Annotated in this window: 9 protein-coding genes; 7 read left to right on the top strand and 2 right to left on the bottom strand. The window is 66.5% G+C overall.

Going from position 1 to position 17,937, the window contains the following annotated elements; genetic code table 11:
- Position 1: 1 nt before the first annotated feature.
- Positions 2-2,845, bottom strand: coding sequence for a S8 family serine peptidase (locus ACVKN3_RS12400; RefSeq protein WP_354515357.1), 2,844 nt, complete (start codon positions 2,843-2,845; stop codon positions 2-4).
- Positions 2,846-3,059: 214 nt separating this feature from the next.
- Here ACVKN3_RS12400 and ACVKN3_RS12395 point away from each other — a divergent pair, with 214 nt between their 5' ends.
- From ACVKN3_RS12395 to ACVKN3_RS12365, 7 genes are all read left to right on the top strand, one after another.
- Positions 3,060-4,235 (top strand): thiolase family protein, encoded by a 1,176-nt coding sequence (locus ACVKN3_RS12395; RefSeq protein ID WP_285405025.1) that lies wholly within the window; start codon positions 3,060-3,062, stop codon positions 4,233-4,235.
- A gap of 162 nt (positions 4,236-4,397) precedes the next feature.
- Positions 4,398-4,784: a hypothetical protein gene (locus ACVKN3_RS12390; RefSeq protein ID WP_036143086.1), complete on the top strand. Its 387-nt coding sequence runs from the start codon at positions 4,398-4,400 to the stop codon at positions 4,782-4,784.
- Positions 4,785-4,911: 127 nt separating this feature from the next.
- Positions 4,912-6,519 (top strand): carboxyl transferase domain-containing protein, encoded by a 1,608-nt coding sequence (locus ACVKN3_RS12385; protein ID WP_285405024.1) that lies wholly within the window; start codon positions 4,912-4,914, stop codon positions 6,517-6,519.
- A 96-nt stretch (positions 6,520-6,615) separates the two neighbouring features.
- Positions 6,616-7,962 carry an exodeoxyribonuclease VII large subunit gene (gene xseA / locus ACVKN3_RS12380; RefSeq protein WP_354515360.1) on the top strand — a complete coding sequence of 449 codons (1,347 nt, stop codon included), beginning with the start codon at positions 6,616-6,618 and terminating at the stop codon, positions 7,960-7,962.
- A 75-nt stretch (positions 7,963-8,037) separates the two neighbouring features.
- A complete protein-coding gene (locus ACVKN3_RS12375) occupies positions 8,038-9,468 on the top strand; it encodes an aldehyde dehydrogenase family protein (protein WP_285405022.1) in 1,431 nt (476 codons plus the stop codon).
- A gap of 13 nt (positions 9,469-9,481) precedes the next feature.
- Entirely contained in the window at positions 9,482-10,912 is a 1,431-nt protein-coding gene (locus ACVKN3_RS12370) for an esterase/lipase family protein (protein ID WP_354515362.1), read from the top strand.
- 215 nt (positions 10,913-11,127) lie between these two features.
- Positions 11,128-16,530, top strand: a complete 5,403-nt coding sequence (locus ACVKN3_RS12365; RefSeq protein ID WP_354515364.1) for an RHS repeat-associated core domain-containing protein — start codon at positions 11,128-11,130, stop codon at positions 16,528-16,530.
- A gap of 28 nt (positions 16,531-16,558) precedes the next feature.
- Here the strand turns inward: ACVKN3_RS12365 and ACVKN3_RS12360 are convergent, their stop codons facing one another.
- Positions 16,559-17,935 carry an FAD-containing oxidoreductase gene (locus ACVKN3_RS12360; RefSeq protein WP_354515366.1) on the bottom strand — a complete coding sequence of 459 codons (1,377 nt, stop codon included), beginning with the start codon at positions 17,933-17,935 and terminating at the stop codon, positions 16,559-16,561.
- Positions 17,936-17,937: the final 2 nt, after the last annotated feature.

Raw genomic sequence — 17,937 nt, 5'->3', positions numbered from 1 at the left:
CTCACCAGGCCATGCGGAAACTCGCGTTCGCCGAACGCGAGTGATCCCGGTCCGCGAAGCGCTGGTCCACGTTGAAACCGAGCTGCGTGCTCGCGGTCATGTCCCAGCCCAGCGACATACCAGCGGTGCCCGCGCGACGGGACAGGCCGATGCCGTCCACCGGCGCCCACTGCGCAAAGCCGGTGTAGCGCGCGGCGAACACTTCGCCCCGGGTGGCGAAGGCGTTCTGCCAGCCGAGCTTCGCGTCCAGGTGCACGGCGCCACGCGTGGTCAGCCACGAACTGCCCGCGCGCAGACCGAACCCGGCCTGCCAGCGTGAGGTGGTGTGTCCGTCCGCGGTGAGGCCGAAGCCGTCGCCACCGCTCTCGGAGAAACCGTCGCGACGGATGCTGGCGTACTGCACGTTGGCGAAGGGCGTGACGGTGAATGCACCCGCCTGGCTGCGGAAGCCCACTTCGCCATAGGCGGAGTTGTAGCTGCCGTTCTGGTCGCTGCCCGCGAAGGCGGCCTGATCACCGAAACGCAGCAGGCGGCGCATGTCGCCGCGGAAGCTGCCGAAGCCGACCTGGCCGACGCCGTACCACTGGGCGCCACGCGAACCGGCGTAGAACATGCCCGCCGTGGAGCGGCTGCGCTGGCTGTCGAAGCTGCCATTGAGCTGCCCGCGACTGGACATCTGCGCCACGGCGACACCGGCAAAACCGTTCATGCCCAGACGGACATCGTGGCCCGCCAGGCCACCGTTGAGGTTGAAGCCGACGTTGCCGTAACCGCCGCGGCTCATGCCGCCCTGATAGCCGAGCGACTGCGTCCACGCGCCCGTGCCCTGCTGGTCGAGGTGGGCGATCAGCGCCTCGTTGCCGGCATCGATACCGGCCAGCGTCACCGCCGTGCCCGCCGCGTACAGCTGACCGGACAGGGATTCCAGCGAGGCCTTGGCCACCGCATCGGTACGCGACTGCTGGATCTGCCCCGCCGCCACCAGCGTGCCGGTGGATGGCGTGGTGACCGATGCCGCAGGCGACGCGAGCGAACCCTGGATCTGCTCGAACGCGCCATCCAGTCGCGTGGCCGAGGTCATCGCCGCCGCCGAGCCGGACATGACCGCGCTGGCGCCTGCCACCGCGGTCACCTTCAGGCTGGTGGTGTCGACCCAGATTTCTTTCGGCGCGTACTGCACCGTGGCGGCAAGGAACACTCCCTGGGCCAGCGTGGTTGTGGTGAAGCGACCGCTGACCGAAGTGGCGGTCAGCACCGATTGATGGCTTGTCACGGTGTAACCGGGTGTCGCACCGGCAATGTAAAGATCGCCGCCGTACAGCTGCGTGGTGCCGTTCACTGTCACCGGTGCACCCAGCAGGACCGACAGCCGTGACGGGCCGTACATTGTCAGGTCGGCGTTGACCTGGGCGGGATGCGCCGCAAGCTGCAAGGTGCCGTTGACATCGACGCGGCTCCGGTTCGCACCGGAACCGCCGCGGCCGATGTCGCCGTGGACGATGGCCCTGGCACCGGTGCCGGCGATGGTCAGCGTGTCGGGCACGTCGTTCATCACTTCCACGGTGCTCGTGCCGCTGACCGTCAACGCGCCGAAGCTGTTCTTTCCGGTCAGCGTGAGCTTGCCGCTGCCCAGGACGTTGAGGTCGCCGCTGCCGGAGATGTCGTTGGAGAAGGTGACGTTGGCCGTGCCGATGTCCGCGTTGAATCGCCCGAAGTCCAGCCGCGAGGGACCGAGGATCGCCTTGCCCAGATTGAGCCGCCCGTTGCCGTACACGGCATCCACGCCGGGATCGCCCAGGTCGTCTGCCGTGCCCAGGATCAACTGGCGCAGGCTGTCGGTGTTGAACTGCGGGAACGTGGACGAGAGCACGGCGGCGGCACCGGCCACCTGCGGGGCGGCCAGCGAGGTACCGGTCCAAACCTGATAGGCCGGCTTCGCCGCCGTGGACGATGCGGCGAGTGTGACGACGGCGCCGGGCGCCGCGACGCAGAAGGCCTTCGCATCGCCGCAGCGGTTGGAATAGGACGCGATCTGGCTGGTGTTGTTGCTGTCCAGCGCGACCACGGCGATCCACCCGCCGGCGAGGTTGGGCACGCGCAATGGCAACGCGGCGATGTCGGACGGGTTGGCCCGGCTGTCGTTGCCCGCGGCGAAGACGTAGAGCGTATCCAGGCTGCCCGCGTGCTTGTACGCATCGGCGAAGCTCGCCGTCACCGCGGTATCGGTGGCATCCCAGTACACCCCGCCCCACGAGTTGTTGGAGATGCGAGCGCCGGCCTGGTAGACCGCATCGTTGACGCTGCCCAGCGGGTCCGCCGAGGTCACCTTGTTGCCGTTGCCCGAGCCGTCGTCCTTGGGTTCGGTGTCGCTGACGATGCGTGCCGAGACGATCGTCGCATCGGGCGCCACGCCACCGGCGAACTGGCCGAACGGACGGCCGGCGGCTATCTCGGCGACGGCCGTGCCGTGGCCGACCACGTCGTCGACATTGAGGTTGTTCGCGCGCGGGTCGACGTAGTTGAGCTTGGCCACGACCCGCCCCGACAAGGCCGGGCTGGCGGCGGTGACGCCGCTGTCGACGATGCCGATGACGGCGCCCGCGCCGGTCAGCTTCGCTGCGTGGGCCACGTCGGCGCCGGTGGCGGCCAGTTGCACGTCGGACGGCGGCTGCGGCTGGGTGGGCGTGGTGGGCTGGGACGGGGTGCTGGGCGGCTGCGGCGTGACCGTTTTTGGAATGTTGTAGCTCGGCACGCTGCCGCCACCACCACCGCAGGCGGTCAGGCCCAGGCTCACGCACACGGCCAGCGCGATCTCGCGCCGACGCGGCAGATTCGTCGTGTTCACGTTGTTCCCCTGATATGACGTCAATGTCTCACGCCCGTCCCCGACGGGCGTATCAGGGCGGATGGTGCCACAACACATTGCGAAAAACCTCACCGACCGTGCAGAAGCTCGACGCATGTCGCAGCGCAGATTGCCCCCCGCGCGCCGCCACTGCGATACTCGACGGGTTTCCGTCCCGTAAGGGGCGGCCATAACGATGTCCCACGGAGTCTCCATGTCTGAGATCGTCATCGCGGGCGCCAAGCGCACCGCCATCGGTTCCTTCCTCGGTCAGTTCACCGGCGTACCCACGCCCACGCTCGGCGCCGTCGCCATCAAGGCGGCACTGGAACAGGCGGGCGTCGCGCCGGACGACGTCAGCGAGGTGATCATGGGCTGCGTGCTGCCCGCCAACCTCGGCCAGGCGCCCGCACGCCAGGCGTCGCTGCAGGCCGGGCTACCCACCTCGGCGGGCTGCACCACGATCAACAAGGTGTGCGGTTCCGGCATGAAGGCCATGATGCTGGCCCACGACCTGATCAAGGCCGGGTCCGCCGCCATCGTGGTGGCCGGCGGCATGGAGTCGATGACCAACGCGCCGCACATGGTCAACGCGCGTACGGGCATCCGCTACGGCGACGGCCAGCTGGTCGACCACATGGCATGGGACGGCCTGACCAACCCGTACGACGGCCAGTCGATGGGTGTGTTCGGCGAGCAGTGCGCCGACAAATACCACTTCACCCGCGAGGAACAGGACGCCTTCGCCATTGCCTCCGTCGAGCGCGCCAAGGCCGCCCAGGCGTCTTCCGCCTTCGCCGGCGAGATCGTTCCGGTGACCGTGCAGGGCCGTAAGGGCGCGCAGGATTTCGTCGAGGACGAGCAGCCGGGACGCTCCGATACGGCAAAGATTCCCACCCTGCGCGCCGCGTTCCGCAAGGAAAACGGCACGATCACGGCGGCCAGTTCGTCCAGCATTTCCGACGGCGCGGCGGCACTGGTGCTGCTTTCGGCCGATGATGCGAAGGCCCGCGGCGTCACCGCGCTGGCCCGCATCGTGGCCCACGCCACCCATTCGCAGGCGCCGGAGTGGTTCACCACGGCCCCGGTCGGCGCCATTTCCAAGGTGCTGGAAAAGGCCGGCTGGTCGGTCGGTGACGTGGACCTGTTCGAGATCAACGAGGCGTTTGCCGTCGTGCCGATGGCCGTCATGCGCGAGCTGGACGTGCCCCACGAGAAGGTCAACGTCAACGGCGGCGCCTGTGCGCTGGGCCATCCGATCGGCGCCAGCGGTGCCCGGATCGTGGTCACCCTTCTCAATGCGTTGACGGCCCGTGGCGCAAAAAGGGGCGTCGCCGCGCTATGCATCGGTGGCGGCGAGGCAACGGCAATCGCCATCGAAGTGGTGTAAAACCGGGGTCGACGCATTATTTCCAGGCATTGAACCGCAATCACGCCAAATACATGGGCTTTAATGCCCACTGAAGCGGCACGATGAGGTTTATAGCTAAGTTACGATAACTAGGCTTTAATACGCCCGCCTCACGGCATTCCACGGCTAAGGAGAAACATAATGAATTTGACGCGTACCCTTCTCGCCTCTGCGCTCGTCGCGCTTCTGGCAGCTTGCAGCAACGGCGCGCAGGATTCCGCGCAGGACGCCCAGAAGTCGGCTTCCGACGCCCAGCAGCAGGCTGACAAGGCACAGCAGGCCGCCGACCAGTCGGCCAATGCCGCCACGACGCAGGCTGCCGACCAGGCTCAGCAGTCCGCCGACCAGGCCAAGGCTGCTGCCAACCAGGCTTCGCAGGCCGCTTCGGCCTCGACGGCTGGTGGCACCCCGGAAGCTGCCAAGGACGCCGCTGCCAACGCTGCTGATCAGGCCGACAAGTCGGCTGACCAGGCGAAGGACGCTGCTTCCAACGCGGATAGCGCCAAGGACGACAGCACCAAGAAGTAAGCCGCAAGGTTTGCTTCGCTGTCGAAACGGCCACCTTCGGGTGGCCGTTTTTTTTGGCGCATTGCAGCGTTTGCCCACCTCGCGCGACCGCTATCATGGTCGTTTCGTCATAGCGCGAACGCCCACCATGCCCATCCTCGATTCGCAGCTCGATACCCGCTCGGCCGAGTTCCAGGCCGCCAGCCAGCGCCTGCGCGCACTGACCGACGACCTGCGTGCCACGTTGGCACGTACCGCCGAGGGAGGCGGAGCCAAGGCCCGCGACAAGCACGTGGCCCGCGGCAAGCTGCTGCCCCGCGAGCGCATCGCTGCCTTGCTCGATCCCGGTTCGCCCTTCCTCGAGATCGCCCCCCTGGCTGCCCATGGCATGTACGACGACGCCGCGCCGGCCGCCGGTGTCATCGCCGGCATCGGCCGGGTGATGGGCCAGGAGGTGGTGGTGCTGGCCAACGATGCGACGGTCAAGGGCGGCACGTATTTCCCGATGACGGTGAAGAAGCACCTGCGCGCGCAGGAAGTGGCGATGGAGAACCGCCTGCCCTGCGTCTACCTGGTGGACTCCGGCGGCGCGTTCCTGCCGCTGCAGGACGAGGTGTTCCCCGATCGCGAACACTTCGGCCGCATCTTCTACAACCAGGCGCGCATGAGTGCCCAGGGCATTCCCCAGATCGCGGTGGTGATGGGTTCGTGCACCGCCGGCGGTGCCTACGTGCCGGCCATGAGCGACGAGACGATCATCGTGCGCGAGCAGGGCACGATCTTCCTCGGTGGCCCACCGCTGGTGAAGGCCGCCACCGGCGAGGTGGTGGATGCCGAGGCGCTGGGCGGTGCCGACGTGCACACGTCGGTATCGGGCGTGGCCGATCATTTCGCCGAGAACGATGCGCATGCGCTGGCGATCGCCCGTGACATCGTCGGCACGCTCAACCGCGTGAAGCAGCAGCCGCTGGCCGTGCGTGCGCCGCGCGAGCCACGCTTCGCCGCCGAGGAACTGTATGGCGTAATCCCCGAGGACACGCGCCGCCCGTTCGACATCCACGAGGTGATCGCGCGGGTGGTAGACGACTCGGAGTTCCACGAGTTCAAGGCGCGCTACGGCAAGACGCTGGTCACCGGCTTCGCACATATCCATGGCTACCCCGTGGGCATCGTGGCCAACAACGGCATCCTGTTCGGTGAATCCGCGCAGAAGGGTGCGCATTTCATCGAACTGTGCAACCAGCGCAACGTGCCACTGGTGTTCCTGCAGAACATCACCGGCTTCATGGTCGGGCGTAAATACGAGAATGCCGGCATTGCCAAGGACGGCGCGAAGATGGTGACGGCGGTGGCGTGTTCGCACGTGCCCAAGTTCACCGTGGTGATCGGCGGCAGCTTCGGTGCCGGCAACTACGCGATGTGCGGGCGAGCGTATGGCGCGCGCTTCCTGTGGATGTGGCCCAACGCGCGGATCAGCGTCATGGGCGGCGAGCAGGCCGCCTCGGTGCTGGCCACCGTGCGCCGCGACGGCATCGAGGCCGGCGGCGGCCAGTGGAGCGCCGAGGAGGAGGAAGCCTTCAAGGCCCCCGTACGCGACCAGTACGAACGTCAGGGGCATCCTTACTACGCCAGCGCGCGCCTGTGGGACGACGGCATCATCGATCCGGCGGATACGCGTCGCGTGCTCGGGCTGGCCATCTCGGCCTCGCTCAATGCGCCGATCGAGCAGGGCCGCTTCGGCGTATTCCGCATGTAATGCGTTAAGCGTCAGGCGTAAACCGTTAGGCGATAAGGCATTCGGTGCGCGCTAGCGCTTTACGGTTCACGGTTGACGCTTTACGCTTCACGGTCCATGTCCGCCTTCGACGACCGCGCGCCCCCCGAGATATTCACGCCCTCCGGCCTGAACCGGCTGGTGCGCGACCTGCTGGAAGACGCCCTGCCCATGGGCGTGTGGATCGAGGGCGAGCTGTCCAACGTCGCCCGCCCCGCTTCCGGCCATGTCTATTTCACGTTGAAGGACGCCAGCGCCCAGGTGCGCTGCGCCATGTTCCGCACCGCCGCCTCGCGCCTGCGCTTCCGTCCCGCGGACGGCATGCATGTGCTGATGCGGGCCAAGGTCGGGCTGTACGAGGCACGCGGCGAGTTCCAGCTGGTCGCCGACCACATGGAGCCCGCGGGTGAAGGTGCCCTGCAGCGCGAGTTCGAGCAACTCAAGGCACGACTGGGCGCCGAAGGCCTGTTCAATGCGGAGCGCAAGCGCGCCCTGCCGGCGTTCGCGCGCCGCATCGGCGTCATCACCTCGCCCTCGGGCGCGGCGGTCCGCGACGTGCTCAGTGTGCTGGGCCGGCGCTTTCCGCTCGCCGAAGTGGACGTGCTGCCCGTGCCCGTGCAGGGCCGCGAGGCCCCGCCCGCGATCGCGGCCATGCTGCGCAAGGCCTCCGCCTGCGGCCGCTACGACGTGCTGCTGGTCACCCGTGGCGGTGGCTCGCTCGAAGACCTCTGGGCGTTCAACGACGAGGACGTGGCCCGTGCCATCCATGCCAGCGCGGTGCCGGTGGTCTCGGCCGTGGGCCACGAGGTGGACTTCACCATCGCCGACTTCGTGGCCGACCTGCGCGCGGCCACCCCCTCGGCCGCGGCGGAACTGCTGGTGCCGGACGGCGTCGACCTGCAACACCGCCTCGATCGCCTGCGCCAGCGCATGACCACCCTGACCACGCGTCGCCTGCAGGCCGCTGCGCAACGGGCGGACCACTGGCAGGCGCGGCTGAACGCGCAGCGCCCGCAGGCCCGACTGGCGCGCGACGGCCAGCGCCTGGAAGCGCTGCACCGACGCCTCGTGATGACGGCCGGTCAAGCCGGCGCCTTGCGCCGCGCACGGCTGGAACGTCTGCAGGCGCGGCTTGCCGCGCAGCACCCACGCCTGCGGCTGGCGCCGTCGCAACGGCGTCTCTCCGACCTGCGCCAGCGACTGGCCGCGTCCATGGCGCGACGCCTGGAACGCCAGCGTGCCCGCCTCACGGAACAGGCGCGCACCCTGCATGCGGTCAGCCCGCTGGCCACGCTGGAACGCGGCTACGCCATCGTGTTCGACGAACGCGACGGTATCGTGCGTCGCGCCGGCGATGTCGCCGTGGGTGAGCGGCTGCGCGTGATGCTGGGCGACGGCGAACTGCACGTACGCCGCGACGACTGAACCCGCCCGGGTCTATACAGCCACTGAACACCGCCGACGGCATCATGGCGGATCGCTCACGACGAGGCCCGCGCCATGCTCGAGAAGAGCTACCCCTATTACGTGGCCAACAAGGCCCGTAAGACCGGCAAGAAGCTGGATGTTCTGGACAAATACACCGGCAAGGTCGCGACACGCGTCGCCCTGCCCGACGCCGCTGCGCTGGAACAGGCCATCGCGGCGGCGCACGCGGCCACCCGCCCGATGAAACAGTTCAAGCCCTACCAGCGCCAGGCCGTGCTGGAGCATTGCGTGCGCCGCTTCGGCGAGCGCCGCGACGAACTGGCCTATGCCCTGTGCGTGGAAGCGGGCAAGCCGATCAACGACGCGGCCGGCGAAGTCACCCGGCTGATCGAGACGTTCAAGATCGCCGCGGAGGAAGCCGTGCGGATCAACGGCGAGACGATCAACCTGGAGATCTCCGCACGCGCTGCCGGGTACCACGGCTACACGCGGCGCGTGCCGCTGGGCGCCGTGTCGTTCATCACGCCGTTCAATTTTCCGCTGAACCTGGTCGCGCACAAGGTCGCGCCGGCCATCGCCGCCGGCTGCCCATTCGTATTGAAGCCGTCTGAGCGCACCCCGCTGGGCGCCCTGATCATCGGGCAGATCCTGGCCGAGACCGATCTGCCTAAAGGCGCGTTCTCGGTGCTGCCACTGGACGGCAAGCATGCCGACCCACTGGTCACCGACCCGCGGTTCAAGCTGTTGTCCTTCACCGGTGGCCTGATCGGCTGGGACCTGAAAGCCCGTGCCGGCCAGAAGAAGGTGACGTTGGAACTGGGCGGCAACGCCGCATGCATCGTGGACGGCGATCAGGCCATCCATCTGGACGCGGTGGTCGAGCGTCTTGTGTTCGGCGCGTTTTACCAATCGGGGCAAAGTTGCATCAGCGTGCAGCGCATCCTCGTCCACGACGACGTGTACGACGCACTGCGCCGCAAGCTGGTGGCCCGGGTGCGCACGCTCAAGGCCGGCGATCCGAAGAAGAAAACCACCTTCCTCGGGCCGATGATCGACGAGGCCGCCGCGGCGCGCCTGGAAGGCTGGGTGAAGGAAGCCAGGCAAGGCGGCGCACGGGTGCTGTGCGGCGGCGGCCGCAAGGGCGCCATGCTGGAAGCGACGCTGCTGGAGAACGTGCCGCACGACGCGAAGCTGCAACGCATGGAGGCGTTCGGCCCGGTCGCGTCGATCCAGCGCTTCCTCTCCTTCGACGAGGCGCTGGCCACGGTGAACGACTCGGACTTCGGCCTGCAGGCGGGCATCTTCACCAACGACCTGCGCCATGCGATGCGGGCGTGGGACGAACTCGAGCAAGGCGGCGTCATCGTCAACGACGTACCCAGCTTCCGCGTGGACAACATGCCGTACGGCGGCGCCAAGTCCTCCGGGATCGGCAGGGAGGGCGTGCGCTACGCCATCGATGACATGAGCGAGACACGACTGATGGTCATCCGCGACGTCTGACGAGGAAACAGGCATGGCTACCCTGGTTTTCGTACACGGCTGGAGCGTTACCGATACATCCACTTACGGCAGCCTGCCGAAGGCACTGGCCGACCGCGCGGCGCAAGCGGGCGCGCCATTGCGGATCGTGGACATCCGGCTGTCGGAGTACGTCACCTTCGACGACCGCGTCACCATGGACGATATCGTGCGCGCATTCGATCACGCCCTGCGCGGGTTGCAGCTGGCCGATGGCACGTTCGACTGCATCACCCACTCCACCGGCGGCACGGTGGCCGTCGCCTGGTTGAACGCGCAGCGCGATCGCCCCGCCCTCTACGCGCCGATCCGGCTGCGCCATCTGGTGATGCTCGCCTCCGCGCACTTCGGCTCCGCCCTGGCTGCCCTGGGCAAGGGCGTGGTCGGTCGATTGAAGGCCTGGTTCAATGGTGTCGAGCCGGGACAGCGCATCCTCGACTGGCTGGAGCACGGTAGCCCCGAGTCGCTGGCGCAGGCGTTGAATGTCATCCATGGTCCGGACTACGCCACGCACGGCACCTATCTCTTCGACCTGATCGGCGATCGCCCCGATCGCAAGCTCTACGACTACGTCAACTCGTACACCGGCGAGGACGGCTCCGACGGCGTGATCCGCCTGGCGGCGGCCAACCTCAACGCACGGCATGTGGTGCTGACGCAGGATCGTGCCAGCGCCGCGTTATCGATGACGACCACGAAAGCGCCGCGTACGGCGTTCAAGCTGCTGGCCGGCCTGTCCCACTCCGGCAGCGACCACGGCATCATGGCCGCCGAGACGCCGTCACCGCTCACCGTCGAGACGATCATGCGCTGCTTCGCCGTGGAATCCCCGGCCGCCTATACGGCGCTGTGCGATGCGTTCGCCGCGGAAAACGCGCGGCGCGACCGTGACAAGGTCGAGGTGGAAACCAAGCTGCTTACCACGCGCACGCACATCCACGATCCGCACAGCCTGCTGATCTTCCGGCTGCTGGACGATCGCGGCGAGCCGCTGCCGCAGGCGCACTTCCTGCTGACAGCGGGACCCACCGCGTCGCCCAACGACCTGCCACCGGGCTTCTCCACCGACCGGCAGGCCAACGCGCGCAGCCCGGCCACGGTCACCCTGTTCCTGAACCACGCGCTCCTGGCCGGCGATGGGCCCGTCGTGGATCCGCGCGATGCAGGCAAGGTTCTGCGTGAGGCGCAGCCCTCGCATGCGCCTTACGGCGTACGGATCGACCCTGTGGACCCCACGGGGCTGATCGGCCATGTGGTCGCCTCCACCCTGCCGCGTGACGACCTGCTCGCGGTGCTGGGCGCGCATGAGACCACGATCCTCGACGTGGTGTTGTCCCGCCGCGTGGCCGAGGGTGTGTTTCGTTTCACCACCGACCTGACACCGGCAAATTTCCGCACGCCGGTCGCGGGTGCGGATATTCCCTGAGAGACGCGAACGAGCGAAGGGGCGCCCTGTGGCGAAGACGCTGCTCCTACGACTTCCGGCCTACTGGACGTGAGATGAGCTTCGTACTATCACGGAATGGTGAGCAACGTAGGCCATGGCGGCCAAGGAAGCACGCCATGACATGGAAAGTCAGCTGATCGCCGACAAGCGCGGCGCAGTCGCACTACGCATGGACAGCACAAAGGATCCCACCCGTGACGGACCAACCCCAGCGTGCCCCCGCGCCCCTCGCGAAGGACGATTTTTACTCCAACGCGTTCGGCTTCTACAGTCATATCAGCGGCGCCGTCGACCCGCGCACAGGTATGTATTCGGCGACGATCGACCTGCCCACCGGTAAAGGCAACCGGCTGCGCGGCCCTCACCTTGAATTCCGCCTAAGCTACAGCGCGTTGAACCCCAACGACGACGGTTTCGGCGTGGGCTGGCGCCTCGGCCTGACCGAGCTGAATCGCGATACCAACATGCTCACCCTGGGCGACGGCGACAGCCACCGCATCGAGTGGTTTTTCACCGACACCCCCGCGACCTTCCCTGATCGGAAGCTGGAGAGCTTCCGGCTCGTCCCGGGCGCCGGCAACCTCACCGCGGTGCTCACCCACGCGACCGGCGTGATCGAGTACCTGGAACCGACGCCAGCGAACTCTTATGTCATGCGCCCCGTGCGCATCGTCAACCCAGGGGGGAACGCCATCCACCTTACCTGGGAACTTGGGCCCCACGGTGGCGCGGTGCTGACCCGCGTCACCGACGATGAGGGCGTCGAGATGCTGCGCCTGGCCTATCCCAACCTTGACGAGATACAGCTGCGCATTTCAACAGGATCCACCGATCCCGTGGACATGAACTTCGAGCGCCTCGGCGATGATCTCGTGCGCATACGCATCCCGGCGATCATGGAGCTCAACGCCGGGACCACGGCAGAGGAAGACGAACCCGTCTGGGCGTTCGGCTACCGCAACACCCTAAACGAGATACCGCCGCGCATTTCAACAGGATCCACCGATCCCGTGGACACGAACTTCGAGCGCCTCGGCGATGATCTCTTGCGCATACGCATCCCGGCGACCATGGAGCTCAACGCCGGGACCACGGCAGAGGAAGACGAACCCGTCGGGGCGTTCGGCCACCGCAATACCCTGGACGCACCGTACCTGCGCATGCTTACCTCGATCGTGTCGCCGGATGGCATCCAGGACGAGGTCGACTACGCCGAGCGTGCCCTCGAGTTGCCGCCAGGCGCGCCGCGGCGCTACATGCCAGCCGTTACGAAGCGCCGCCGCACACTCGTCGCAGCACCGGTGCGGCCACGCCAGCACGGTCCGCGCGCCGTGCGCTCGCGCTTCGTCCAGACCAGCACCTACACCTATGGCAACCACGGCTACAACAATTTCTATGGTTTCCCGCTCGTTCCCGACTGGCAAAGCCGCAACGACCAGCTGATGCAGCACGGCAACGCCGACGGCTTCGTCTACGGCTCGACCGAGACCCAGCGTGATGAGGACGATAGCGTGCTGTGCACCATCGAGCGCGACTACAACCATTTCCATCTGCTGACCACCGAGACCACCCGGCGCGGGCACGTGGTCCAGACGGTCGCCACCACCTATGGTGAAGTGAGGGGCAGACCGTTTCGCGATCAGCCGACCAGCTTCCAGCTGCCGCACACGATCGCCACGACCCTCTACGACGACCGTAATGACACCATCCGACAGGTCATCGTCGCCCAGACTACCTACGACGACTACGGCAACGTTCTGAGCCGATTCGACGGCGCCTCCGGCGTCACCGAGCGCTCGGCGTACTACCCGCTCGACGGCGAGCAAGGGAAGTGTCCGCCCGATCCATTCCGACTCACGCGCCGGCTCAAGCAACAGACCGTCGAACCGGGTCCGGGCGGCGGCCCCACGCTCAGCACCTATTACCGTTACTGCGACGTGCCACTGCGCCACCGCGAGGGAGAAGCGGACGGGGTCTACGTACAGGCCTGCGGCGAATGGACCACGCTCGACGATGCCGAGGATAGACTAAGCGAAAGCCAGCAGGGCTTTGTCCTCGATCAAGGCGACCAGCATGGCGCCATCGCCTGGGAGACCCGCAAGCAGGACGGCCTGACCGAGTGCCGGGATTTTTACTATCGCGCCGAGGCTCCCGGTACGCTGACTACCCGCACCGTGAACACTACGCACGACGGCCTGACCACCGCCGAGGAGGAAACGCTGACGCTGGTGGGTGGCCTGACCAGGCAGACCCAGGACGCCTTAGGCAACAATGTCCGGTTTACCTACGACTCGCTCGCTCGTCCTGAAGAACAAACACATTTTCGTAGTCGCGACGAAGAAATCGTCGTCAGCCGCTCCAAATATTTCGTGACCAATAAAGAGCGGTGGATAGGTCGTTCCGGCATTACCGGCTTGCTGCACCGCGCATGGCTGGACGAGCAAGGTCGCTTGATCGAGCAGGAAGAGCCCCTGCCCGATGGCGGTGCGATGACGGTACGGGAGGTGGTCTACAACGCCTTCGGCGAAACGATCGAAGACATCGCTTTCGACCGTCTGGCGCCCGACAGAACGCTCGCCCTGGTCTCCCGCTTCACCTATGACGACTGGGGTCAATGCAACGACATCGCCTTGCCCGACGGCAGCCATATCCGCAGCGAAACCGCACTGATCGAACGTTCAGGGGAGGTACTTACCCGCACCACGACCTGGCGGGAAGCGGCCGGTCAGCGTGTGGGCGGCTGGCAGTCCACCGATACCGATGCGGCTGGCAGGCAGCGATTTGCGGAGGCTGGCGTATGGGATGCGGAGGGAAACCGCCTTCCTAAGGCGACGGCGGCCTGGCGCTACGACGGGCTCGGCCGCTGCGTCGAGACGATCGATGCGATGAACCTCGTCACGCTGCAGACCTGGGATCACTTCGATCGTCTGATCCGGACCACACTTCCGGACGCAACAGCCATCGTTCGCCGCTATGCACCGGGCGGCGGCGAGTCGGTTGCGAGCATCGAGGTCACGCCGCCGGGCGAGGAAGCGGGCACGGTCATAGGTACCCGGCAGCATGACGGCCTGGGCCGGATGACCGAAGAAGCGGCCGGCAGCCTTGTCACGCAGCTGTTTTACAAGCCGAGGCAGATCCGTGCGACCACCGAGCGGCATCCCGGCGGGGGGATGATCGAGCGAACCTACGATCCATGGCTTGACGAAGCACTTCTCAGCGAGGTGCTGTTGGGAAGCCCGCCGGTCATGCTGAAGCAGGCGACTTACGATCCCAGGCTTGGCACACCGATTTCCTTCAGTTCCGACAGTGCCGCGATGACCATGCGCACGGACTACCTGGGCCGCATAACGGAGCAGCAGGTGACCGTGGGCGGCGCGCCATCCCGCTCCACGAAGGTCGAGGTTTCACCGGGCGGTATCGAGCTAAACAAGACCGGTGCGGACGGTATGCGGCAGGTCTTCGATTGCGACGATCAAGGGAGGCTCATCGGCACAAGGCATTGTGCGCCCAACGGCGAAGTCCTGCTGGATATCGCATTCGTTTACGACGCCCTGTCCCGCTCCGTCTCGCGGACGGCACGCGATGTCAGCGGTTCGGTCGCCGAAGCGGTGTCCTACGACGAACTCGGCCGTCTGGCCAGCACCACCTGGACCTACGAAGCGGGCGGTACAGCCGGACGACGCAAGCTGGTATTCGCATGGCGCGAAGACAACAAGCTGGTCGGCAAGCGTTGGTATGGCGACGACGATCGATGGCTTCGCGACGAGGCCATGGACTACGACAAGCGTGGTCGGCTCATAGATCACCAGATCCTTGCTGACACAACGGACGAGTTTCCCATCGACGATGCCGGACAGGCCTACCGCCAGCAGTGCTTCGTCTATGACTGTCTCGACAATCTGCTGAGCGTGACGACGACACTGTGCGATGGGCAGGTCAACGTCACGACCTACGAGTACGACGACATCGACCGCGACCGACTGACCGGCGTGAGCAGCACCTCGCCTGGGTACCCCGGCTACGGGGTCAAACTTGCGCTGCGCTACGACGGAAACGGCAACGTGGTCGATGACGGAGAAGGACGCGCACTTGCCTGGGATGCTGCCGGTCGCCTGACCTCGATGAGCTTGCCGGATGGTAAGGTCATCGAGTATGGCTACGGCCCCGACGGGCGCATCGCGCGACTGCGTCGCAGTGGTCGCACCCACTACCGTTACTACGACGACGGACGACTGTATGGCGAGTTTTCCGATGACGACCAGCGACGCTACTTCCGCGCCGCCGGAATCGTCGTTGCCGAGAGCCTCCTCTCCCAGGCCATCCGCACCACGTGGCTGCTCGGAAACGACCCGCAGGGCTCCGTGATCGTCGAAGCAGGCGAGCACACGACCTTGCGCACGTATGGGGCGTACGGCGGTCGGGACACGACCGACGACGGCGCACGTACCGGCTTCGCCGGCGAAATCGGCGAGGAGGACACCGGCTGGTACCTTCTGGGTAACAGGTTGTACTCACCAACGTTACGCCGCTTTCTCAGTCCGGACGGCGCCAGTCCGTTCGATGCGGGTGGGCTGAACCGCTATGCCTACTGCGCCGGCGACCCGATCAATCGTGTCGATCCCAGCGGCGGCGCCTGGTGGGACTGGCTCGGCGTCGCCGTGGGCGTGATCGCCTCCGCCGTCGCCATCGTCGCGACGGGCGGCGCCCTGCTGGGCGTCGTTGCAGCCGCTGCGGCAGGCAGCATCACGGCCGCTGTTTCTACGCCAACCATGGCGGCCATGGCAGCGTCTGTCGTACTCGAAATAACCTCCGTCGCCGTGGAGATCGGTTCGGCAGCGGCCGCAGAAGTCGGCGACGAGGGTGCCGCCGGTATCCTCGGCTGGCTGGCGCTGGGAACAGGGTTGGCCACTGGGGCCCTGTCCGCCGCACCCGCCACCGGGGCAAGGGCTTCCCGGTTCATCGGAAACGGGCCCGTCGTGGCACAGAAACGAGCGATCGGTTCCCTACCGCCGTTACCCGGCCTGAGCAAGCAAGGGGCGGGCTACAGCAGGCGGACGTATAAGTACGCCGGAGGGAGACAAGTCAAATCCTATACCGTGTCCAGGCAGGCAGCCGGCAACGAGATCAGACTTCACTACGATAAAAAAAAGAAACAGTTCATCGACGAGCTCAAGCCAGTTTGGTCGAGGATCCCTAACGGAGCCGGAGGTTATGTGTACGCTCCCCACACCAGCATCCGCGGACCCGATGTCAGCGAACTCTTGAAGGAAATTCCGCGAAATGACGGAAAAAACGTCATTATTCTCACGGGTGTGCACGGGAACGAGGCGGGATTCAACTGGTTTTTTGGCAGAAGAGTTCTCTCCGACAGCGCGTTATACCGTGACGACACGTATAGGCTCACGAACTATTCGCTCAGGTCAGGGAGAAACCAGGCAGATATACAAATCACCGATATCGGATGGAAGAGTAGCCAGGAAATAAGGGATCTGTGGAATACCGATGCCCACGTCGTGTACGCGACATGCTTCGGCGCAGCAGATGCAAAACTCATGAAGGCATTCGGTATCGACCGCGTCAAAGTTTTCGACCTGTGAGTGACGCGCGTTTACCTCTCTTAGATCGTCAGGCGACGGGCTGGAAGTCGCCGACAAGCGTGGGAATAAGCTCCGACACCGTGGGATGGATGGGCACCGCCCATTGCAGCGTGCCGATGTCCGCGCGGGCGTTCATCATGTCGAGTATCCCGTGGATGGCCTCGTCGCCGCCGACACCCAGGATGGCGGCGCCCAGGATCTGCTTCGTTTGCGCATCTGCCACCAGCTTCATGAAACCCAGCGTTTCGCCCTTCTCCACTGCGCGTCCCACGCGGCTCATCGGTCGTTTGGATACCAGCAAGGGGCGACCGGACGCGCGTGCCTGGGTCTCGGTCATGCCGACGCGGCCGAGTGGCGGATCGACGTAGAGCGCGTATCCGAGGATGCGGTCGCTCACCTTGCGCGCGGCGCCATCGAGCAGGTTGGCGGCGACGATCTCGTAGTCGTTCCAGGCGGTGTGAGTGAAGGCGCCCTTGCCGTTGCAGTCGCCCATCGCCCAGACGCCGTCGGCCGTGGTCCGCAGGTGGTCGTCCACGACGATGTATCCCCGCTCGTCCGTGGCGATGCCGGCTGCGGCCAGACCCAGGTCGTCCGTGTTGGGCCGACGGCCGACCGCGAGCAACACATGGCTGCCCGTGACGTGCGGTGCCCCGTCGCGGCAATCCACGCCCACGCGCACCCCGGCGGGATCGGTGCGCACCGTGATGCAACAGGCGTCCGTGCGCACGGCAATGCCTTCCGCTTCGAGGAAAGCGCGGATCGCCGCGGAGACGTCCTCGTCCTCGTGGGCCACCAGTCGCGGCCCTTTCTCGACGACGGTTACCTCACAGCCGAACCGGCGGTACATCTGGGCGAATTCCAGCCCGATGTAACTGCCGCCGACCACGACCAGATGGACCGGCGGCGACTCCAGCGGGATGATCGTGCTGTTGGTGAGGTAGTCCACCCCGTCCAGCCCCGGGAAGTCCGGCACCTGCGCCCGTCCGCCCACATTGAGGAAGACCTGCGCCGCCTCCAGCACCTCGCCGTCGACCTCGATCCGCCGGGGGCCGACGAAGCGCGCGTGACCGCGGATCAGTGACAGGCCCGGCATACCGGCGAGCCAGTCTTCGTTACCCTTGCGCGCGTCCAGAATCACCTGCCGCGCGCGGGCCGCGACCGTCGGCATGTCGATGGTAACGGGGCCGACGCCGACGCCGAACTCGGCACCCCGCCGTGCAAGGTGGGCGGCGTAGGCACTGGCGACCAGCGTCTTGGTGGGCTTGCAGCCGGTGTTGACGCACGTGCCACCGACCAGGTGCCGCTCGATGATGGCCACGTGCTTGCCGGCGGCGGTGAGCCGCCCGGCGAGGGCGGGGCCGGCCTGGCCGGCACCCACGATGATGGCGTCGAAGGTACGCGTCATGG

Source organism: Luteibacter sp. PvP120 (genome assembly GCF_054055715.1).
This window is presented reverse-complemented; position numbering and strand designations above follow the sequence as displayed.